Source organism: Streptomyces sp. NPDC101490, from assembly GCF_044767145.1.
Taxonomy (GTDB): domain Bacteria; phylum Actinomycetota; class Actinomycetes; order Streptomycetales; family Streptomycetaceae; genus Streptomyces.
This window is the reverse complement of record NZ_JBIWNI010000012.1, coordinates 145376-160543: the sequence shown is the minus strand read 5'-3', so window position 1 is coordinate 160543 and position 15168 is coordinate 145376. Positions and strand designations below refer to the sequence as shown.

Sequence of the window (15168 nt, the reverse complement as noted above, 5' to 3'; positions counted from 1 at the left end):
CCTTTTCGGCACGACGCGAAACCCCGCCCCAAAGCTGCGTAAGGTTCAGGTAACCGCCCGGTACGGGTACGCGCGAGGCACGAGGGAGGGAGCCGACATGGACGAGAAGGAATCACCACGAGTGGGCGCGGCCGTCAAGAGGCGACGCAGAGCGCTCCAGCTCACCCTGGCCGTCGTCTCCTCCCGCAGCGGCCTGTCCGTGCCCTTCCTCAGCCAGGTCGAGAACGACCGGGCCCGGCCGAGCCGCCGCTCCCTCGAACTCGTCGCCGGTGCCCTGGAGACCACGTCCGGCACGCTCCTCGCCGCCGCCGAGGCCGCCCGCACCGTCGACGTCGTACGGGCCGACGAGCGCTCCGCCGCACTGCCGCCCGGCGTCCGGTCCCTGGTCAGGGGCCGCCACCAGCTGCACGCCCTGGAGTTCACCGGGGAACAGGACGCGGGCCGCGAGTTCCAGCACCGCAACGACGAACTGCTCTACGTCGCCGACGGCGCCGCCGAGGTCGAGGCCGAGGGCCGCGCCCACCGGCTGGGCCGCGGCGACACCCTCTACCTCTCCGGCGGGGTCCGCCACCGCTGGCGCGCCACCGAACCGGGCACCCGGCTGCTCGTCGTGGCGATCGCCGAACACGTCGAGGCCGAGGAGGAGTGATCCGGGGCCGGGGCCGGGGCCGAGGGAGGGGCAGGGACCGGGCGAAGGCACCCGGCGGTCGGACCGACCGGACCGGCCGGACCGTCGAGAGGCACCCCGGGGACGCCGTGAAGGCCGTCCGGGCCGTTCCCTCGCGCGGACGCCGCGGGACGACGTCATGAGGACGACCTCACCCAGGACCGTCTCCCCCGAGATCGTCTCCCCCCGGATCGTCTCCTCCGGCATCGTCTCGCCCTCAGGGGCACCACGGGGGACGTCATGAGGGTCGTCTCCCTCGTGCCCTCGCTGACCGAGGCCGTCGCCGTCACCGTGCCCGGGGTCCTCGTCGGGGCCACCGACTGGTGCGTCCGGCCCGCCGGACTCGACGTCGCCCGCGTCGGTGGCACCAAGAACCCCGACGTCCCCGCGATCCTCGCCCTCCGCCCCGACCTCGTCCTCGCCAACGAGGAGGAGAACCGCGCCCCCGACCTCGCCGCGCTGCGGGCGGCGGGCACCGATGTCCTCGTCACCGAGATCCGGACCCTCGCCCATGCCCTGGACGAACTCGCCCGCGTCCTCGCCGCCTGCGGCTCGCCCCGGTCGCCCCGCTGGCTGGACGAGGCCGCGGCCGCCTGGGCCGCCGTCGTCCCGGAGGAGCCGCGCACCGCCGTCGTCCCGGTCTGGCGACGGCCCTGGATGGTCCTCGGCCGTGACACCTTCGCCGGTGACCTGCTCGCCCGGCTCGGCGTGCGGAACCTGTACGCCGACCACCCCGAGCGCTATCCGCAGGTCCCGCTCGACGCGCTCCGTGCCACCGCCCCCGACCTCGTCGTCCTGCCCGACGAGCCCTACCGCTTCACCCGCGAGGACGGCCCCGAGGCCTTCCCCGGGACCCCTGCCGCGCTCGTCGACGGACGGATGCTCACCTGGTACGGGCCGTCACTGGCCGAGGCTCCGGGAGAGCTGGCGCGGGCCCTGCGGGCAGCGCGCCGCTGACGAGCCCGCGCAGGGTGTGCGTCCCGGCCAGCAGCCACGCGGCGACGAGGAGCACGTACAGGCCGACGGCCAGCCACCGGAAGGCGGCGAGCCCGGTGTGCTGGGCGAGTCCCTCGGCGCCGGTCACACAGGTACCGAGGGGGAAGGTGAACGCCCAGAACGTCATCGCGAAGCCCATGCCCTGCCGCCGCGCCCGCAGCACCATCGCCGAGGACAGCGCGAGCCACAGCAGCGCGAAGCCCATCACGGGCACGCCGTAGAGGACGGCGAAGGAGGCGAAGCCCTGCGCGTACGGGGCGGGCAGCACGCCCGGGGCGACGTCGGCGAACTTGTTCGCGGCGGTCGTCGACTGGCCGAGGGGGCCGAGGACCAGGAAGAGCGTGGGGGTCAGCGCGAGCGGCAGCGGCCCGCCGGTCACCAGACGGCCGAACACCAGCGGCAGCATGACGAGGGTCGCGAGCAGACTGACGCCGAACATCGCCCAGCAGGCGATCAGCAGGGTCTGCTGGGCCTGCCCGGCCGGCAGATGGGGCACGAGCAGCGGGCCGAGGGCGGCGGAGACCATCGGCGCGACGACCGGCAGCAGCCACACCGGGGACGCGCTCTCGATCCGGTGGTGCACCACCATCAGGTACGGCACCGCCACCGCCGCCGCCAGTCCGACGGCCGTCCCCACGGTGAACAGGACGGTGTCGAGGGCCACGGCCGCCGGGAGCCCTATCCAGTCCCGGCCCACGATCATCGCGCCGCCGCCGACCGCGAGCAGCGCCATCGAGAGGCAGCCGTAGAAGGGGGCCATCGCCGGGTCGAGGAGATGGGCGCGGGCCTGGTCGCGGTGGCGGACCCAGTGGGTCGCGCGGGCGGCGAGGAGGACGAGCAGCATCGCGAGGGAGAGCGCCCAGACCGCCGCGCAGGCCGTACGGAGACCGGGACCGGCGGCCGGGAGTCCGGCGCCCGCGTTGGCCACGATGGCCGTGCCCATCACGGAGGCGTACCAGTTCGGGCCGAGGTGCCGGACGGAACGGGCGGGGGACGCGGTGGGCCGGGCGCCGTGGACGGCGGGGAGGGCGGGACGGGAGGGTGCGAGGCTTGCCATGTCTCCACCGTCGCCCCCTTCCACCGCCCCCACCAGGGATCATGCGGCTATGACGCCATAAGCTGGCTTTATGAGTGCGAACGGGGAGACGCGGAGCGACGGAACGCACGACGGCGGGACGCCCCTCACGGGGGTGCCCAGGGCAGGGACGCCCATGACAGGGACGCCCGCCAAGGAGGCGGCCGCCATGGAGACGCCCTCCGGGGGGACGGCCGGGGCGCGGGCCGCCGACCGGCGGGCCGGGACGTACGGCGGAGCCCACGACGAGGGGGCCGGGCCCCAGCTCCACCACCGGGTCCCGGACCTCGGCGCGCTCGAACTGCTCCTCGCCGTCGCCCGGCACGGGAGCCTCGGCGCCGCGGCCCGCGAGGTCGGCATCACCCAGCCCGCCGCGAGCAGCCGCATCCGCTCGATGGAACGGCAGCTCGGCGTCGCCCTGGTGGACCGCTCGCCGCGCGGCTCACGGCTCACCGACGCGGGCGCCCTCGTCACCGACTGGGCGCGCCGGATCGTCGAGGCGGCGGAGGCGTTCGACGCGGGCGCCCAGGCCCTGCGCGGGCGAAGGGACTCCCGGCTGCGGGTGGCCGCGTCCATGACGATCGCGGAGTACCTGCTGCCGGGCTGGCTGATCGCCCTGCGCGCCGAGCGGCCCGACACGGCGGTGTCGCTCCAGGCCGGGAACTCGGCGGTGGTCGCGGAACGGCTCCTCGGGAACGAGGCGGACATCGGCTTCGTCGAGGGGCTCGCCGTCCCCGAGGGCCTGGACGGGGTGGTCGTCGCCCACGACCGGCTCGCGGTGGTGACCGCCCCCTCGCACCCGTGGGCCCGTCGGCGCGGTCCGCTGCTGCCCGCGGAACTGGCCGCGACCCCGCTGGTCCTGCGGGAGCGCGGCTCGGGCACCCGGCAGGTCCTGGACGCGGCGCTGTCCGCCCACGGCGGTCTGGCGCGCCCGCTCCTGGAACTGGCCTCCACCACGGCGGTGAAGGCGGCGGCGGTCAGCGGTGCGGGGCCCGCCGTCCTCAGCGAACTGGCGGTCGCCGAGGAACTGGCCTCCCGCCGTCTGGTCGCCGTCCCCGTCGAAGGGGTCCGGCTGAGCCGTGACCTCCGCGCGGTCTGGCCGACGGGCCACCGCCCCACCGGCCCGGCCCGCGACCTCCTGTCCCTGACCCGGGCCAGGCCGACGGGCTGACGGGCTGGCGGGGCCTCCCCGAGAGGCTGAGGGGTTTCCCGGGGAGGGACCAGCCCCGCCGCACCGCCTCCGGACCGTTCCCCCTCCGGACCGTTTCCCCTCCCTGGACCGTTTCCCCTTCCTGGACCGTTCCCCCTCCGGATCGTTTTCCCTCCCTGGACCGTGCTCCCCTTCCCGGACCGTGCTTCCCGTGGACGCACGGTCCGGGAAGGCCCTCTCAGATCTCCCGCGCCCGGTGCGTGATCCGGCCGTCCAGGACCGTGAGCAGTACCGGCAGCTCCGGCAGGTCCGTGGCCGCCGTGGTGAGCGGGTTGTCCGCGAAGACCGTGAGGTCGGCGCGGTGGCCCACCGCGAGCCCGCCTGCCGTCGCCTCCTCGCCCGCCGCGTACGCCGGTGCCGTCGTCATGCCCCGCAGCGCCTCCAGAGGTGTCAGCGCCTGCTCGGGGCCGTGCGGCGGACGGCTGAGGTCGCGGCTCGGGCGCCGGTGCCGTGCCCCGGCCATCACGGCCAGCGGCGGGAACGGCGCGATGGGCCAGTCGGAGCCGAGGACCACGGTGGCCCCGGAGTCGGCCAGGTCACGGCAGCGCCACGCGTGCGAGGCCCGCTCCTCGCCGAGGCGGCGGGACCAGTTGTCGGTGTGGTCGGCGCGGGTGAAGTCGCAGCAGTGGGTGGGCTGCATGGAGGCGAGGACGCCCAGTTCGGCGAAGCGGCGCAGGGTGTCGTCGGGCACGGTCTCGATGTGCTCGATCCGGTGCCGTACCGTCCCGCCGTCGCTCGCGCGGGCCTGCTCCACGGCGTCCAGCGCGTGCCGGACGGCCGCGTCGCCGATGGCGTGGGTCGCGGTCGGTACGCCCGCCCGGTGCAGCTCCCCGATGACACGGGTGTACGCGGCCGGGTCGGGCCAGAACGCGTGCGTGGACTCGCCGTGGCAGTCGGGGCGTTCCAGCCACGCGGTGCCGTTGTCGATGGTCCCGTCCATGAAGAGCTTCACGCCCGTGACCCGCCACAGGTCCCCGCCCGTGCCCTGCTGCTCGATGAGGGCCCGTACCCCGTCGGTGTCCGTGCCGGGCTGGCACCAGGGCGCCACCCGGAGCCGCAGCGGCAGTTCGCCGGCCGCGTCGAGCTGTCCGTACAGCGCGAGGCTCTCGCCGTTGGCGTCCATGGCGTGGCCGCCGGTGAGTCCGGCCGCGGCCATGGACCGCAGGGCCGCCGCGAGCCGCTCCCGGCTCTCCTCGGGGGTGGGGCGCGGAGCGATCCGCTCGACGAGTTCGCAGGCCGCGTCCTCCTGGAGCAGTCCGGTGGGGCGTCCGTCGGTGTCGCAGACGACCTCGGCGGACGCCTGGTCGAAGGTGCGGGGGCCGTCGACCCCGGCGAGTTCGAGGGCGCGGCGGCTGGCGAGCGCCGAGTGGGCGTCGAAGAGCAGCAGGAAGGCCGGTACGCCGTCGAGGACGGCGTCGAAGGGGGCGATGCCGACGGGCCCGCCGCCGAAGACGTTCGGGTCGAGGCCCCAGCCGAAGAGCCAGTCGCCCCGGCCGAGTTTCCGCACCTCCCGGGCGAGGGCCTCGCGGACGTCGTCGAGGTCGGCGCAGTACGACAGGTCCAGGCCGTGGGTGAGCTCGGCGCCCGTCACCGGGTGGAGGTGTCCGTCGACGAGCCCGGGGGTGACCACGGCTCCCCCGAGGTCGACGACGGTGGTCGCGGGGTCCGCGAGCGCGCGGATCCCGCGGTCGTCGCCGAGGGCGGCGATCCGGCCGTCGTCGGAGACGGCGAGCGCGGTCTCCGGCAGGACCGCTCCTGTGCCGGGGTCGAGCAGACGGGCGGAGAGCAGGACGAGTCGAGTGCGCACGAGTACTCCAGGAGGGGGACGCGGGGACGTTCTCAGAGGATCGGGGCGAGCCGGAAGGCGGAGGGAGCGGCCGGACCGGAGGGACGGGGCGGCCGAGCCGGAACACCGGGAGAGGCATACGGAGGAGGGAAGGGGAGGGGATGGGGCCAGGCCAGGTCAGGCCGTCGGGGGCTCCTCCGGCAGCGCCAGATCGGTGAGCGTGCCGTGCGGCAGGCCCAGGGCCTGTTCCGCCGTGGTGACGGGCAGCCGGGCCACGGCGTCCGGCCGGTCGGTCCGGTCGGTGTTGGCGTGGGCGCCGAGGCCGTCGAGCACCACCAGGATCTTGATGGCGGTGGTGCGCGGGTCGTCGGTGTGGAACTCGCCGAGTGCGACGCCCTCGCGGATGAGCTGTTCGAGCCGGTCGTCGGAGGCGAGTTCCTGTTCGGTGACCCGGGTGCGCAGGACCGGCCGGTAGCGGCTGAGGTGCCGGGCGTTGATCCAGAGGCGGCTGATGTCGTCGTACGCCTCGCCGCCCGAGAGGGCGAAGTAGCGCGCGAGGTACTGCGCGGGGGTCCCGTGGGGGCGTTCGGCGGGCAGCAGGGCGTTGAGTTCTCCGGTGGCGGCCACGCTGAACGCCTCGCCCACCAGCTCCTCCACCGAGGGGAAGTAATGGCTGATCAGACCGGGCCGGACGGACAGCTCCTCGGCCGTCCGCCGCAGGGTCACGCATTCGAGCCCCTCGGTGAGGGCCACGCGTGCGGCGGTCTCCACGATCTCGGCCCGACGGGCCTCGGGGGATTTCCGAACTCTCTTCTGCGGAACGCTTGACGGCATACCCGGGATGCTATTGAGTGTGCGACCAATAAGCAACAAGGTGGGCACCACACGCACCCGGAGGGCCGCATGGCTTCCACGATCCCCGATCCGCTCCCACGCAGCCAGGGCGCTCCGGTCGATCCGTCCGCCGCCGGCCGGCCCGGCCGGATCGAGGCCCACGGCATCGACCGCATCCCCGACTCCGAACGCCACGGACACCCCCGTGAGCTGTTCCCGGTCTGGGCGGCGGCGAACGTCAACTACCTCAGCCTCGTCATCGGCGGCACCCTCGTCCTGATGGGGCTCAGCCTCTGGCAGGCCCTCGCCGTGATCGTCGTGGGCAATCTCTTCTGGCTGCTCACGGGCCTGCTCGCCACCTCGGGCCCGGCCGCGGGCGCCCCCAGCGAAGTGATCACCCGGGCGGTCTACGGCGTCCTCGGCAACCGCGTGAACAACGCGATAGGCGGCTGGCTCGTCTCCGTCTGCTACTTCGCCCTCAACCTCGCCGCCGCGGCGACCGCCGCCTTCGCGCTGGTCGAGAAGACCGGTGTCACGGCCACCACCCCCGTGAAGACGGCCGTGATCGTGGTCATCGCCGCGCTGACCCTCGTCATCAGCGTCTACGGGCACGGTCTGATCATCAGGTTGTACCTGCCGATCACCCTGGTCCTCGCCGGGGCGTTCACGGTCGTCGCGTTCGCGGTCCTGCGGCACGCCGACTTCTCGTACGCCCCCGCCGGACGGGTCTCCGGGACCGCCCTCTGGGCCCTGCTCCTCGGCGGCGTCACGATGATCGCCTCGGGCCCCCTCTCGTACACGACGAGCGCGGACTTCTCCCGCTATCTGCCCCGGACCGCGTCGAAGCGGGCGATCGTCGGCTGGACCGCGCTCGGCGCCTTCCTGCCCAGTGTCGTCGTCTGTTCCCTCGGCGCCCTGGCGGCCACCGTCGTCGACATGAGCGACCCGCAGACCGGACTCCAGGAGATCCTGCCCGGCTGGTTCGCACCGGTCTTCCTGCTCGCCCTGGTCCTCGGCACCATCGCCATCAACGCCCTGACCGCGTACAGCGCGGGACTCGCCCTCCAGGCCGTCGGCCTCCGCGTCCGCCGCTCCGTCAGCGTCCTCTTCGACGGGACCGTGGCCGTCGCCCTCACCCTGTACGGGCTGCTCGTCTCCGACTTCCTGGACACCGTCAGCAACGCCCTCCAGGTGATCACCGTGCTGAGCGGCCCCCTGATGACGGTGTACGCCACCGACATCCTGCTCCGCCGGGGCCGCTACGACGGTGCCGCGCTCTCCGACGAGACCCGCTCCGGCCCCTTCTGGTACACCGCCGGAGTCAACCCCGCCGGTGCCCTCGCCGTCATCGCGGGCGTGACCACGGCGGCCCTCTGCGTCGACACCGTCTACACGGGCCCGGTCGCCGCCGCGCTCGGCGGCCTCGACCTCTCCCTGCCGGTGGGCATGGCGGTCTCCGCCGTCGTCTACGTCCTCCTGATGCGCGGCGAGCCCACCCTGCGCGCCGCCCGCGCGACGACCTGAGCCGTACGACCTGAGCCGTACGGCTCGGCCACCCGACCGGCGAGGCCCACGGCCCACGGCCGCGCGACCCGTCCGGGGCAGGTCACCCGGCCCGCAAGGCCCGCAAGGCCCGCAAGGCCCGCGCGTCACCCGGCCCGGACGGTCCCGCCCCCGTCCGGGCCGCTACCGCACCGCCCCCGAGGCCGCCGTGACCAGGCCCCGCATCACCCGCGGGTCCTCGCCCAGCTCCGGGTGCCACTGCACACCGAGGACCCAGGCGGGGGCGGCCAGTTCCACCGCCTCCACCGTGCCGTCCTCCGCGTGCGCCGAGGGCGCGAGCCCCGCGCCCAGCCGGTCCACGGCCTGGTGGTGGTAGGTAGGCACCTCGGCGACCTCCGGCACCAGCGAGCCGTACAGGCTCCCCGGCACCGGCTTCACCGTGTGCCGCCCGATCACCCCGACCGCCTCCGCGTGCCCGTCCAGGTGCTGCGTCAGCGTGCCGCCCCGGGCCACGTTGAGGAGCTGCATCCCCCGGCAGATGCCGAGCAGCGGGGTCCCCGAGGCGAGGGCCGCGTCGATCAGGGCCAGCTCCCAGGCGTCCCGCTCCCTGGCCGGCGGGCCGGTGCGCGGATCGGGCTCGGCCCCGTACCGCACCGGTTCGACGTCCGCCCCGCCCGCGACCACGAGGCCGTCGAGCCGGGCCACCACCGCCGCCGCGGCCCCGGGGACGTCCGGCGGCAGCATCACCGCCAGGCCCCCGGCGGCCCGGACGAGCCGGGGGTACCGCTCCGGCAGCAGCGCGGCCCGCATCTCCCACACCCCCCAACGGGCCCGGTCCAGATAGGTGGTGACGCCGATGAGCGGCTGGGACACGTGCTTCCTCCAGGGGTACGGGACGGCCTCGGGCCGGTACGGCCTCCGGGCGGTACGGCCTCGGGTCAGTCGCGGTCGAGTTCGGCCTCGGCGGCGGCGAGCGCCGCGAACTCCTCCTCCGGGGCCTTGGCCACCAGACGGTGCCGACTGTAGAACGCGAAGTAGGCGAGGGCGATCACGTACACCCCGAGCGCCATGAACGCGGCCGTCCGGTCCACCAGGAAGGTCGCCACCAGGGCGGACAGCGCGAGCACGAAGGCCACCGACGAGGTCGCCGTCCCGCCGGGCGTGCGGTACGGCCGGTGCAGCCCCGGCTCGCGGCGCCGCAGCACGATGTGCGAGAGCGCCATCAGGGCGTACGAGATGGTGGCGCCGAACACCGCGATGTTCAGCATCCGGGCCCCGTCTCCGGTCCCGGCGGCCAGCGCGAAACCGATCGCGCCGGGGATCAGCAGTCCCAGGTACGGCGACTTGCGGCGGCTGGTCAGGGAGAGGAACCGGGGCAGGTAGCCCGCCCGGGAGAGGGCGAAGAGCTGGCGCGAACCGGCGTAGATGAGGGAGAAGAACGACGCCACGAGACCGGCGAGGCCCGCGTAGTTCACGAAGCGGCTGAGCGCGGTCGGCTCCCCGTCCCCCTGGAGCGCCACCACCAGCGGATTGCCCGCGTCCTGTACCGCCGCCGCGCCGCGCGCGCCCGTCGCGGCGAGGAAGGTCACGACCGCGAGCAGCACCAGGACGCCCATGGCCGTGGCCAGCGCCCTCGGCATCGACCGCACCGGGTCCTTCGCCTCCTCGGCGGCGAGCGGCACGCCCTCCACGCCCAGGAAGAACCACATGCCGAAGGGGAAAGCGGCCCAGATCCCGAGGAGTCCGAACGGCAGCCAGGAGTTCGCGCCGAACGCCCCCTCGTCCACCGGGATGTCGTTCAGCCCGTCGAGACGGAAGTCGGTGAGGGCGCCGAGCGCGAAGACGACCAGCGCCGCCACCGCGATCGCCGTCACGACCAGACTGAACCGCAGGGCCTCGCCCACGCCCCACAGATGGATGCCGATGAACAGCGCGAAGCACACCAGCTGGACCGGCCAGCCGGACTCCAGACCGAAGAGGCCGAGGGACTCGACGTAGTCACCGATGAAGATCGAGATCGCGGCGGGCGCCAGGATGTACTCGATGAGGATCGCGGTCCCGGTGAGGAACCCGCCCCAGGTGCCGAGCGCCCGCCGGGCGAAGCCGTAACCGCCGCCCGCGGTGGGCAGGATGGCGGAGAGCTCGGCCAGCGCGAAGACCAGACAGGCGTACATCGCGCCCATCAGGACGGTGGCGACGGCGAGACCCCCGAAACCGCCCTTCGACAGACCGATGTTCCAGCCGGAGAAGTCCCCGGAGACGACATAGGCGACGCCGAGCCCGGTGAGCAGCAGCCAGCCCGCGCTGCCGCGCCGCAGCGCCCGGCGGGCCAGGTACTCGTCCTGCGGCGGTGCCGTGCTTCCGGTCGTGCTCCCGGAGGTTTCGTCGAGCGTCATGGCAGCGTCAGCTCCCCGTAACGGGCCCAATGGATCCCAATGGATTGGAGGCATACCTTTGCGTCGGCCGCCGGGGGAGCGCAAGCCCCGTGCGCCACTTTCGGGTGACACGGGCCGGGTCCGCGGCGCGCCTCGCGGTCCTCGTGGTCCGCGCGGGGCCGGGTCCGGCCCGATGCCCGGTCGGGGCAGGGTCGGGACAGGGTCGGGAGTCGGGTGGGGGCAGGGGCAGGGCCGGAGTCCAGGGCCGGAGTCCAGGGCGGGGGTGCAGGGCCGGAGTTCAGGGTGGGGGTGCGGGGCCGGGGTTCGGGCCGGGGTCAGGTCAGGAAGCCCCGCAGCAGCGCCGCCGTGCCCGAGCAGTGCTCCCGCATCACCTCGCGCGCCGCGTCCGCGTCCCCGTCGAGCACCGCCTCGACCGCGGCGGTGTGCTGGTGCTGGGAGTGCTCCAGGTTCCGCACCAGCAGCGGGATGCAGTCGAGCAGGTCGTTCACGGTCGCCCGGACGGCCGCGTACCGGGCGGTGAGCGTCGGCGAGCCGGACAGCTCGGCGAGCGTGAGATGCAGCAGGGTGTCCTGGCGGCGGTAGTCGGCCAGCGGCGCGTCATGGGTCGCCGCGAGCGCGGCCCGCAGCCGCCCGGCGCCCGCCGCGTCGAGCCCGTGGGCCGCGCACAGCCCCGCCGCGCCCACCTCCAGGACTTCACGGAAGCGGAGGGTGTCCTCCATGTCGACCGAGGCGATCCGGCGGCGCAGCTCGCCCTCGTCGGCCGTCCGGGCGCGCGCGAGCACGAACGTCCCGCCGTACCGGCCGCGTCTGCTCTCCACCAGCCCCTGCTCCTGGAGGACCTTCAGGACCTCGCGGAGCGTCACCCGGCTGATCCCCATCCGGTCCGCCAGCTCCCGCTCGGCGGGCAGCCGTTCCCCGCCGGGCACCAGGCCGAGCCGTACCACCTGGAGGATCTGCTCCAGGGCCTCCTCGAAGCCGTTGCCCGCCCGCACCGGCCGCAGCACGGGCGTCAGCCGGTCCGCCGATTCACTCGTACTGGCCACCTTCGCGTTTCCCCTTCTCCCACACTTCCCAAGTAATGGTCTCACCCAATACCTTATGGCTTCCGGCAGGCCGAAGGAGGAGCAATCCCGTGGCAGACCGCACACCCCCGCTCGGTGTCGAGGAGCTCAGGGCCCTCGTCGCGAGCGGCGAGATCGACACCGTCGTCCTGGCCTTCCCCGACATGCAGGGGCGCCTCCAGGGCAAGCGGTTCGCCGCCCCGTTCTTCCTGGACGAGGTGCTCGACCACGGAACCGAGGGCTGCAACTACCTCCTCGCCGTCGACACCGAGATGAACACCGTCGACGGCTACGCCATGTCCTCCTGGGACCGCGGCTACGGCGACTTCGCGATGCGCCCCGACCTCACCACCCTCCGCCGCCTCCCCTGGAACGACGCCACGGCCATGGTGACCGCGGACCTCGCCTGGAGCGACGGCACCCCCGTCGTCGCCGCCCCCCGCCAGATCCTCCGCCGCCAGCTGGAGCGCCTCGCGGAACACGGCCTCACCGCCCACGTCGGCACCGAGCTCGAGTTCATCGTCTTCAAGGACAGCTACGAAGAGGCCTGGGACGCGAACTACCGGGGCCTCACCCCCGCCAACCAGTACAACATCGACTACTCCGTCCTCGGCACCGGACGCATCGAGCCCCTCCTGCGCCGCATCCGCAACGAGATGACCGCCGCCGGACTCACCGTCGAGTCCGCCAAAGGCGAGTGCAACCCCGGCCAGCACGAGATCGCCTTCAAGTACGACGAAGCCCTCGTCACCTGCGACCAGCACGCCGTCTACAAGACGGGCGCCAAGGAGATCGCCGCCCAGGAGGGCCACTCGCTCACCTTCATGGCGAAGTACAACGAGCGCGAGGGCAACTCCTGCCACATCCACCTCTCCCTCCAGGACGCCGACGGCGACAACGTCATGGCGGGGGACGACGAACACGGCATGTCCGCGACCATGCGCCACTTCCTCGCCGGACAGCTCGCCGCCCTCCGCGACTTCTCCCTCCTCTACGCCCCCAACATCAACTCCTACAAGCGGTTCCAGCCCGGCTCCTTCGCGCCCACCGCCGTCGCCTGGGGCCACGACAACCGCACCTGCTCGCTCCGGATCGTCGGCCACGGCCGCTCCACCCGTTTCGAGAACCGGCTGCCCGGCGGCGACGTCAACCCCTACCTCGCCGTCGCCGGACTGGTCGCCGCCGGTCTCCACGGCATCGAGCAGCGCCTCGAACTCCCCCCGCCCTGCACCGGCAACGCCTACACCGCCGACTACGCGCATGTCCCCCGCACCCTGCGCGAGGCCGCCGAACTCTGGGAGACCAGCGAGATCGCCAAGGCCGCCTTCGGCGACGAGGTCGTCGCCCACTACCGCACCATGGCCCGCGTCGAACTCGACGCCTTCGACGCCGCCGTGACCGACTGGGAACTCCGCCGCTCCTTCGAACGCCTGTGAGGAACCCACCCGTGACACCGGAGAGGAACGCAGTGCTCCAGGTACTGAACCCGGCGACCGAGGAGACGGTCGCCACCGTCCCCGCCGCCACCCCCGCCGACGTCGACGCCGCCGTCACCCGGGCCGCCGCCGCCCAGCGCGGCTGGGCCGCCGCCGCCCCCGCCGACCGGGCCCGGCTGCTCCGGCGCTTCGCCGCCGTCGTCGACGCCCACGTCGAGGAACTCGCCCGCCTGGAGGTCACCGAGGCAGGACACACCATCGGCAACGCCCGCTGGGAGGCGGGCAACGTCCGCGACCTGCTCGACTACGCGGCCGGGGGAGTGGAACGCCTCAACGGACGCCAGATCCCGGTCGCGGGCGGCCTCGACATCACGATCCTCGAACCCCTCGGGGTCGTCGGCGTCATCGCGCCCTGGAACTTCCCCATGCCGATCGCCGCCTGGGCCACCGCCCCCGCCCTCGCCGCGGGCAACGCCGTCCTCCTCAAGCCCGCCGAGACCACCCCGCTCACCGCGCTCCGCCTCGCCGAGCTCGCCCTGGAGGCGGGCCTCCCCGAAGGGCTCTTCCAGGTCCTCCCCGGCCACGGCCCCGTCACCGGCCACGCGCTCGTCACCCACCCCGGCGTCGCCAAGATCGTCTTCACCGGCTCCACCAAGGTCGGCAAGTCCCTCATGGCCGCCTGCGCCGACCAGGTGAAACGGCTCACCCTCGAACTCGGCGGCAAGAGCCCCAACATCGTCTTCGCCGACTCCGACCTGGAGGCCGCCGCCGCCGCGGCCCCGATGTCCTTCCTCGACAACAGCGGCCAGGACTGCTGCGCCCGCACCCGCATCCTGGTCGAGCGGAGCGTCCACGACCGCTTCCTCGCCCTCCTCGCCCCCGCGATCGAGGAGATCACCGTCGGCGACCCCAGCGACGAACGCACCCGGATGGGCCCGCTCATCTCCCGCGCCCAGCTCGACCGCGTCCGCTCCTACGTCCCCGACGAGCTCCCCGGCATCCGGGGCAAGGCCCCCGAGGGCCCCGGCTTCTGGTTCCCGCCGACCGTCCTCACCGACGTGCCCGCCGACGCCCCCCACGCCGTCGAGGAGATCTTCGGACCCGTCGCCGTCGTCCTCCCCTTCGACGACGAGGCCGACGCGGTCCGCCTCGCCAACGCCACCGAGTACGGCCTCTCCGGCTCGATCTGGACCCGGGACATCGGCCGTGCCCTGCGCGTCTCCCGCGCGGTCCGGGCCGGGAACCTCTCCGTCAACTCCCACTCCAGCGTCCGCTACTGGACCCCGTTCGGCGGCTACCAGCAGTCCGGCCTCGGCCGCGAACTCGGCCCCGACGCCCTGACCGCCTTCACCGAAACCAAGAACGTCTTCATCAGCACGGAGGCCTGAACCGTATGACCACCGAAGAGATCATCTGCCGCCGCCTGGCCGGCCGTACCGCCGTCATCACCGGAGCGGGCAGCGGCATCGGTCTGGCCACCGCCCGCCGGCTCGCCTCCGAAGGCGCCCACGTCGTGTGCGGCGACATCGACGAGACGGCGGGCAAGGCCGCCGCGGAAGAGGTCGGAGGCCTCTTCGTCCAGGTCGACGTCACCGACCCCGAACAGGTCGAAGCCCTGTTCAGGACCGCCTTCGAGACCTATGGCTCCGTCGACGTCGCCTTCAACAACGCGGGCATCTCGCCCCCCGACGACGACTCCATCCTGGAGACCGGCCTGGAGGCCTGGAAGCGGGTCCAGGACGTCAACCTCACCTCCGTCTACCTCTGCTGCAAGGCGGCCCTCCCCTACATGCGCCGCCAGGGCAAGGGCTCCATCATCAACACCGCCTCCTTCGTCGCCCTCATGGGAGCGGCCACCAGCCAGATCTCCTACACCGCCTCCAAGGGCGGCGTCCTCGCCATGTCCCGCGAACTCGGCGTCCAGTTCGCCCGCGAGGGCATCCGCGTCAACGCCCTCTGCCCGGGCCCCGTCAACACGCCCCTGCTCCAGGAACTGTTCGCCAAGGACCCCGAGCGCGCCGCCCGGCGCCTCGTCCACATCCCCGTCGGCCGCTTCGCCGAACCGGAGGAGATCGCCGCCGCCGTCGCCTTCCTCGCGAGCGACGACTCCTCCTTCGTCAACGCGAGCGACTTCCTCGTGGACGGCGGCCTCTCCGGCGCGTACGTGACACCCCTCTAGGCCCACCGGACCCACCAGTCCGTTC

At 73.7% G+C, this 15168-nt stretch carries 13 protein-coding genes; 7 read left to right on the top strand and 6 right to left on the bottom strand.

Features of this window, described 5'->3' with window-relative positions; translation table 11 throughout:
- Positions 1 to 97 precede the first annotated feature (97 nt).
- The gene (locus tag ACIRQY_RS22235) at positions 98 to 649 is read left to right on the top strand and encodes a cupin domain-containing protein (RefSeq protein ID WP_351792207.1); all 552 of its coding nucleotides are present in this window, start codon (positions 98 to 100) and stop codon (positions 647 to 649) included.
- 258 nt (positions 650 to 907) lie between these two features.
- Positions 908 to 1624, top strand: coding sequence for a helical backbone metal receptor (locus tag ACIRQY_RS22230; protein ID WP_403928219.1), 717 nt, complete (start codon positions 908 to 910; stop codon positions 1622 to 1624).
- Here ACIRQY_RS22230 and ACIRQY_RS22225 read toward each other — a convergent pair.
- Positions 1551 to 2720: a TDT family transporter gene (locus ACIRQY_RS22225; RefSeq protein WP_403928216.1), complete on the bottom strand. Its 1170-nt coding sequence runs from the start codon at positions 2718 to 2720 to the stop codon at positions 1551 to 1553. The genes ACIRQY_RS22230 and ACIRQY_RS22225 overlap by 74 nt on opposite strands.
- A gap of 154 nt (positions 2721 to 2874) precedes the next feature.
- Between ACIRQY_RS22225 and ACIRQY_RS22220 the strand changes: the two genes are divergently transcribed.
- Positions 2875 to 3909 (top strand): LysR family transcriptional regulator, encoded by a 1035-nt coding sequence (locus tag ACIRQY_RS22220; protein ID WP_403928214.1) that lies wholly within the window; start codon positions 2875 to 2877, stop codon positions 3907 to 3909.
- Between the two features lie 217 nt (positions 3910 to 4126).
- Here the strand turns inward: ACIRQY_RS22220 and ACIRQY_RS22215 are convergent, their stop codons facing one another.
- Positions 4127 to 5755, bottom strand: a complete 1629-nt coding sequence (locus tag ACIRQY_RS22215; RefSeq protein WP_403928212.1) for an amidohydrolase — start codon at positions 5753 to 5755, stop codon at positions 4127 to 4129.
- Between the two features lie 156 nt (positions 5756 to 5911).
- A complete protein-coding gene (locus ACIRQY_RS22210) occupies positions 5912 to 6568 on the bottom strand; it encodes a TetR/AcrR family transcriptional regulator (protein ID WP_403928210.1) in 657 nt (218 codons plus the stop codon).
- Between the two features lie 69 nt (positions 6569 to 6637).
- Here ACIRQY_RS22210 and ACIRQY_RS22205 point away from each other — a divergent pair, with 69 nt between their 5' ends.
- Positions 6638 to 8092 carry a purine-cytosine permease family protein gene (locus ACIRQY_RS22205; RefSeq protein WP_403928208.1) on the top strand — a complete coding sequence of 485 codons (1455 nt, stop codon included), beginning with the start codon at positions 6638 to 6640 and terminating at the stop codon, positions 8090 to 8092.
- 162 nt (positions 8093 to 8254) lie between these two features.
- On the opposite strand, the gene ACIRQY_RS22200 is transcribed toward ACIRQY_RS22205, so the two are convergent.
- From ACIRQY_RS22200 to ACIRQY_RS22190, 3 genes are all read right to left on the bottom strand, one after another.
- Complete coding sequence (locus ACIRQY_RS22200) at positions 8255 to 8944, bottom strand: gamma-glutamyl-gamma-aminobutyrate hydrolase family protein (RefSeq protein ID WP_351792188.1); 690 nt, start codon at positions 8942 to 8944, stop codon at positions 8255 to 8257.
- A gap of 65 nt (positions 8945 to 9009) precedes the next feature.
- Positions 9010 to 10467 carry an ethanolamine permease gene (gene eat, locus ACIRQY_RS22195; RefSeq protein WP_351792185.1) on the bottom strand — a complete coding sequence of 486 codons (1458 nt, stop codon included), beginning with the start codon at positions 10465 to 10467 and terminating at the stop codon, positions 9010 to 9012.
- Positions 10468 to 10781: 314 nt separating this feature from the next.
- Positions 10782 to 11510 carry an FCD domain-containing protein gene (locus tag ACIRQY_RS22190; RefSeq protein ID WP_366442384.1) on the bottom strand — a complete coding sequence of 243 codons (729 nt, stop codon included), beginning with the start codon at positions 11508 to 11510 and terminating at the stop codon, positions 10782 to 10784.
- 89 nt (positions 11511 to 11599) lie between these two features.
- Here ACIRQY_RS22190 and ACIRQY_RS22185 point away from each other — a divergent pair, with 89 nt between their 5' ends.
- From ACIRQY_RS22185 to ACIRQY_RS22175, 3 genes are read left to right on the top strand one after another with little or no spacing between them, the layout of a single operon-like run.
- A complete protein-coding gene (locus ACIRQY_RS22185) occupies positions 11600 to 12964 on the top strand; it encodes a glutamine synthetase family protein (RefSeq protein WP_351792179.1) in 1365 nt (454 codons plus the stop codon).
- A 32-nt stretch (positions 12965 to 12996) separates the two neighbouring features.
- Positions 12997 to 14352, top strand: a complete 1356-nt coding sequence (locus ACIRQY_RS22180) for an aldehyde dehydrogenase family protein (RefSeq protein ID WP_403928205.1) — start codon at positions 12997 to 12999, stop codon at positions 14350 to 14352.
- 5 nt (positions 14353 to 14357) lie between these two features.
- Positions 14358 to 15143 carry a 3-oxoacyl-ACP reductase gene (locus tag ACIRQY_RS22175; protein ID WP_384859069.1) on the top strand — a complete coding sequence of 262 codons (786 nt, stop codon included), beginning with the start codon at positions 14358 to 14360 and terminating at the stop codon, positions 15141 to 15143.
- Positions 15144 to 15168 lie beyond the last annotated feature (25 nt).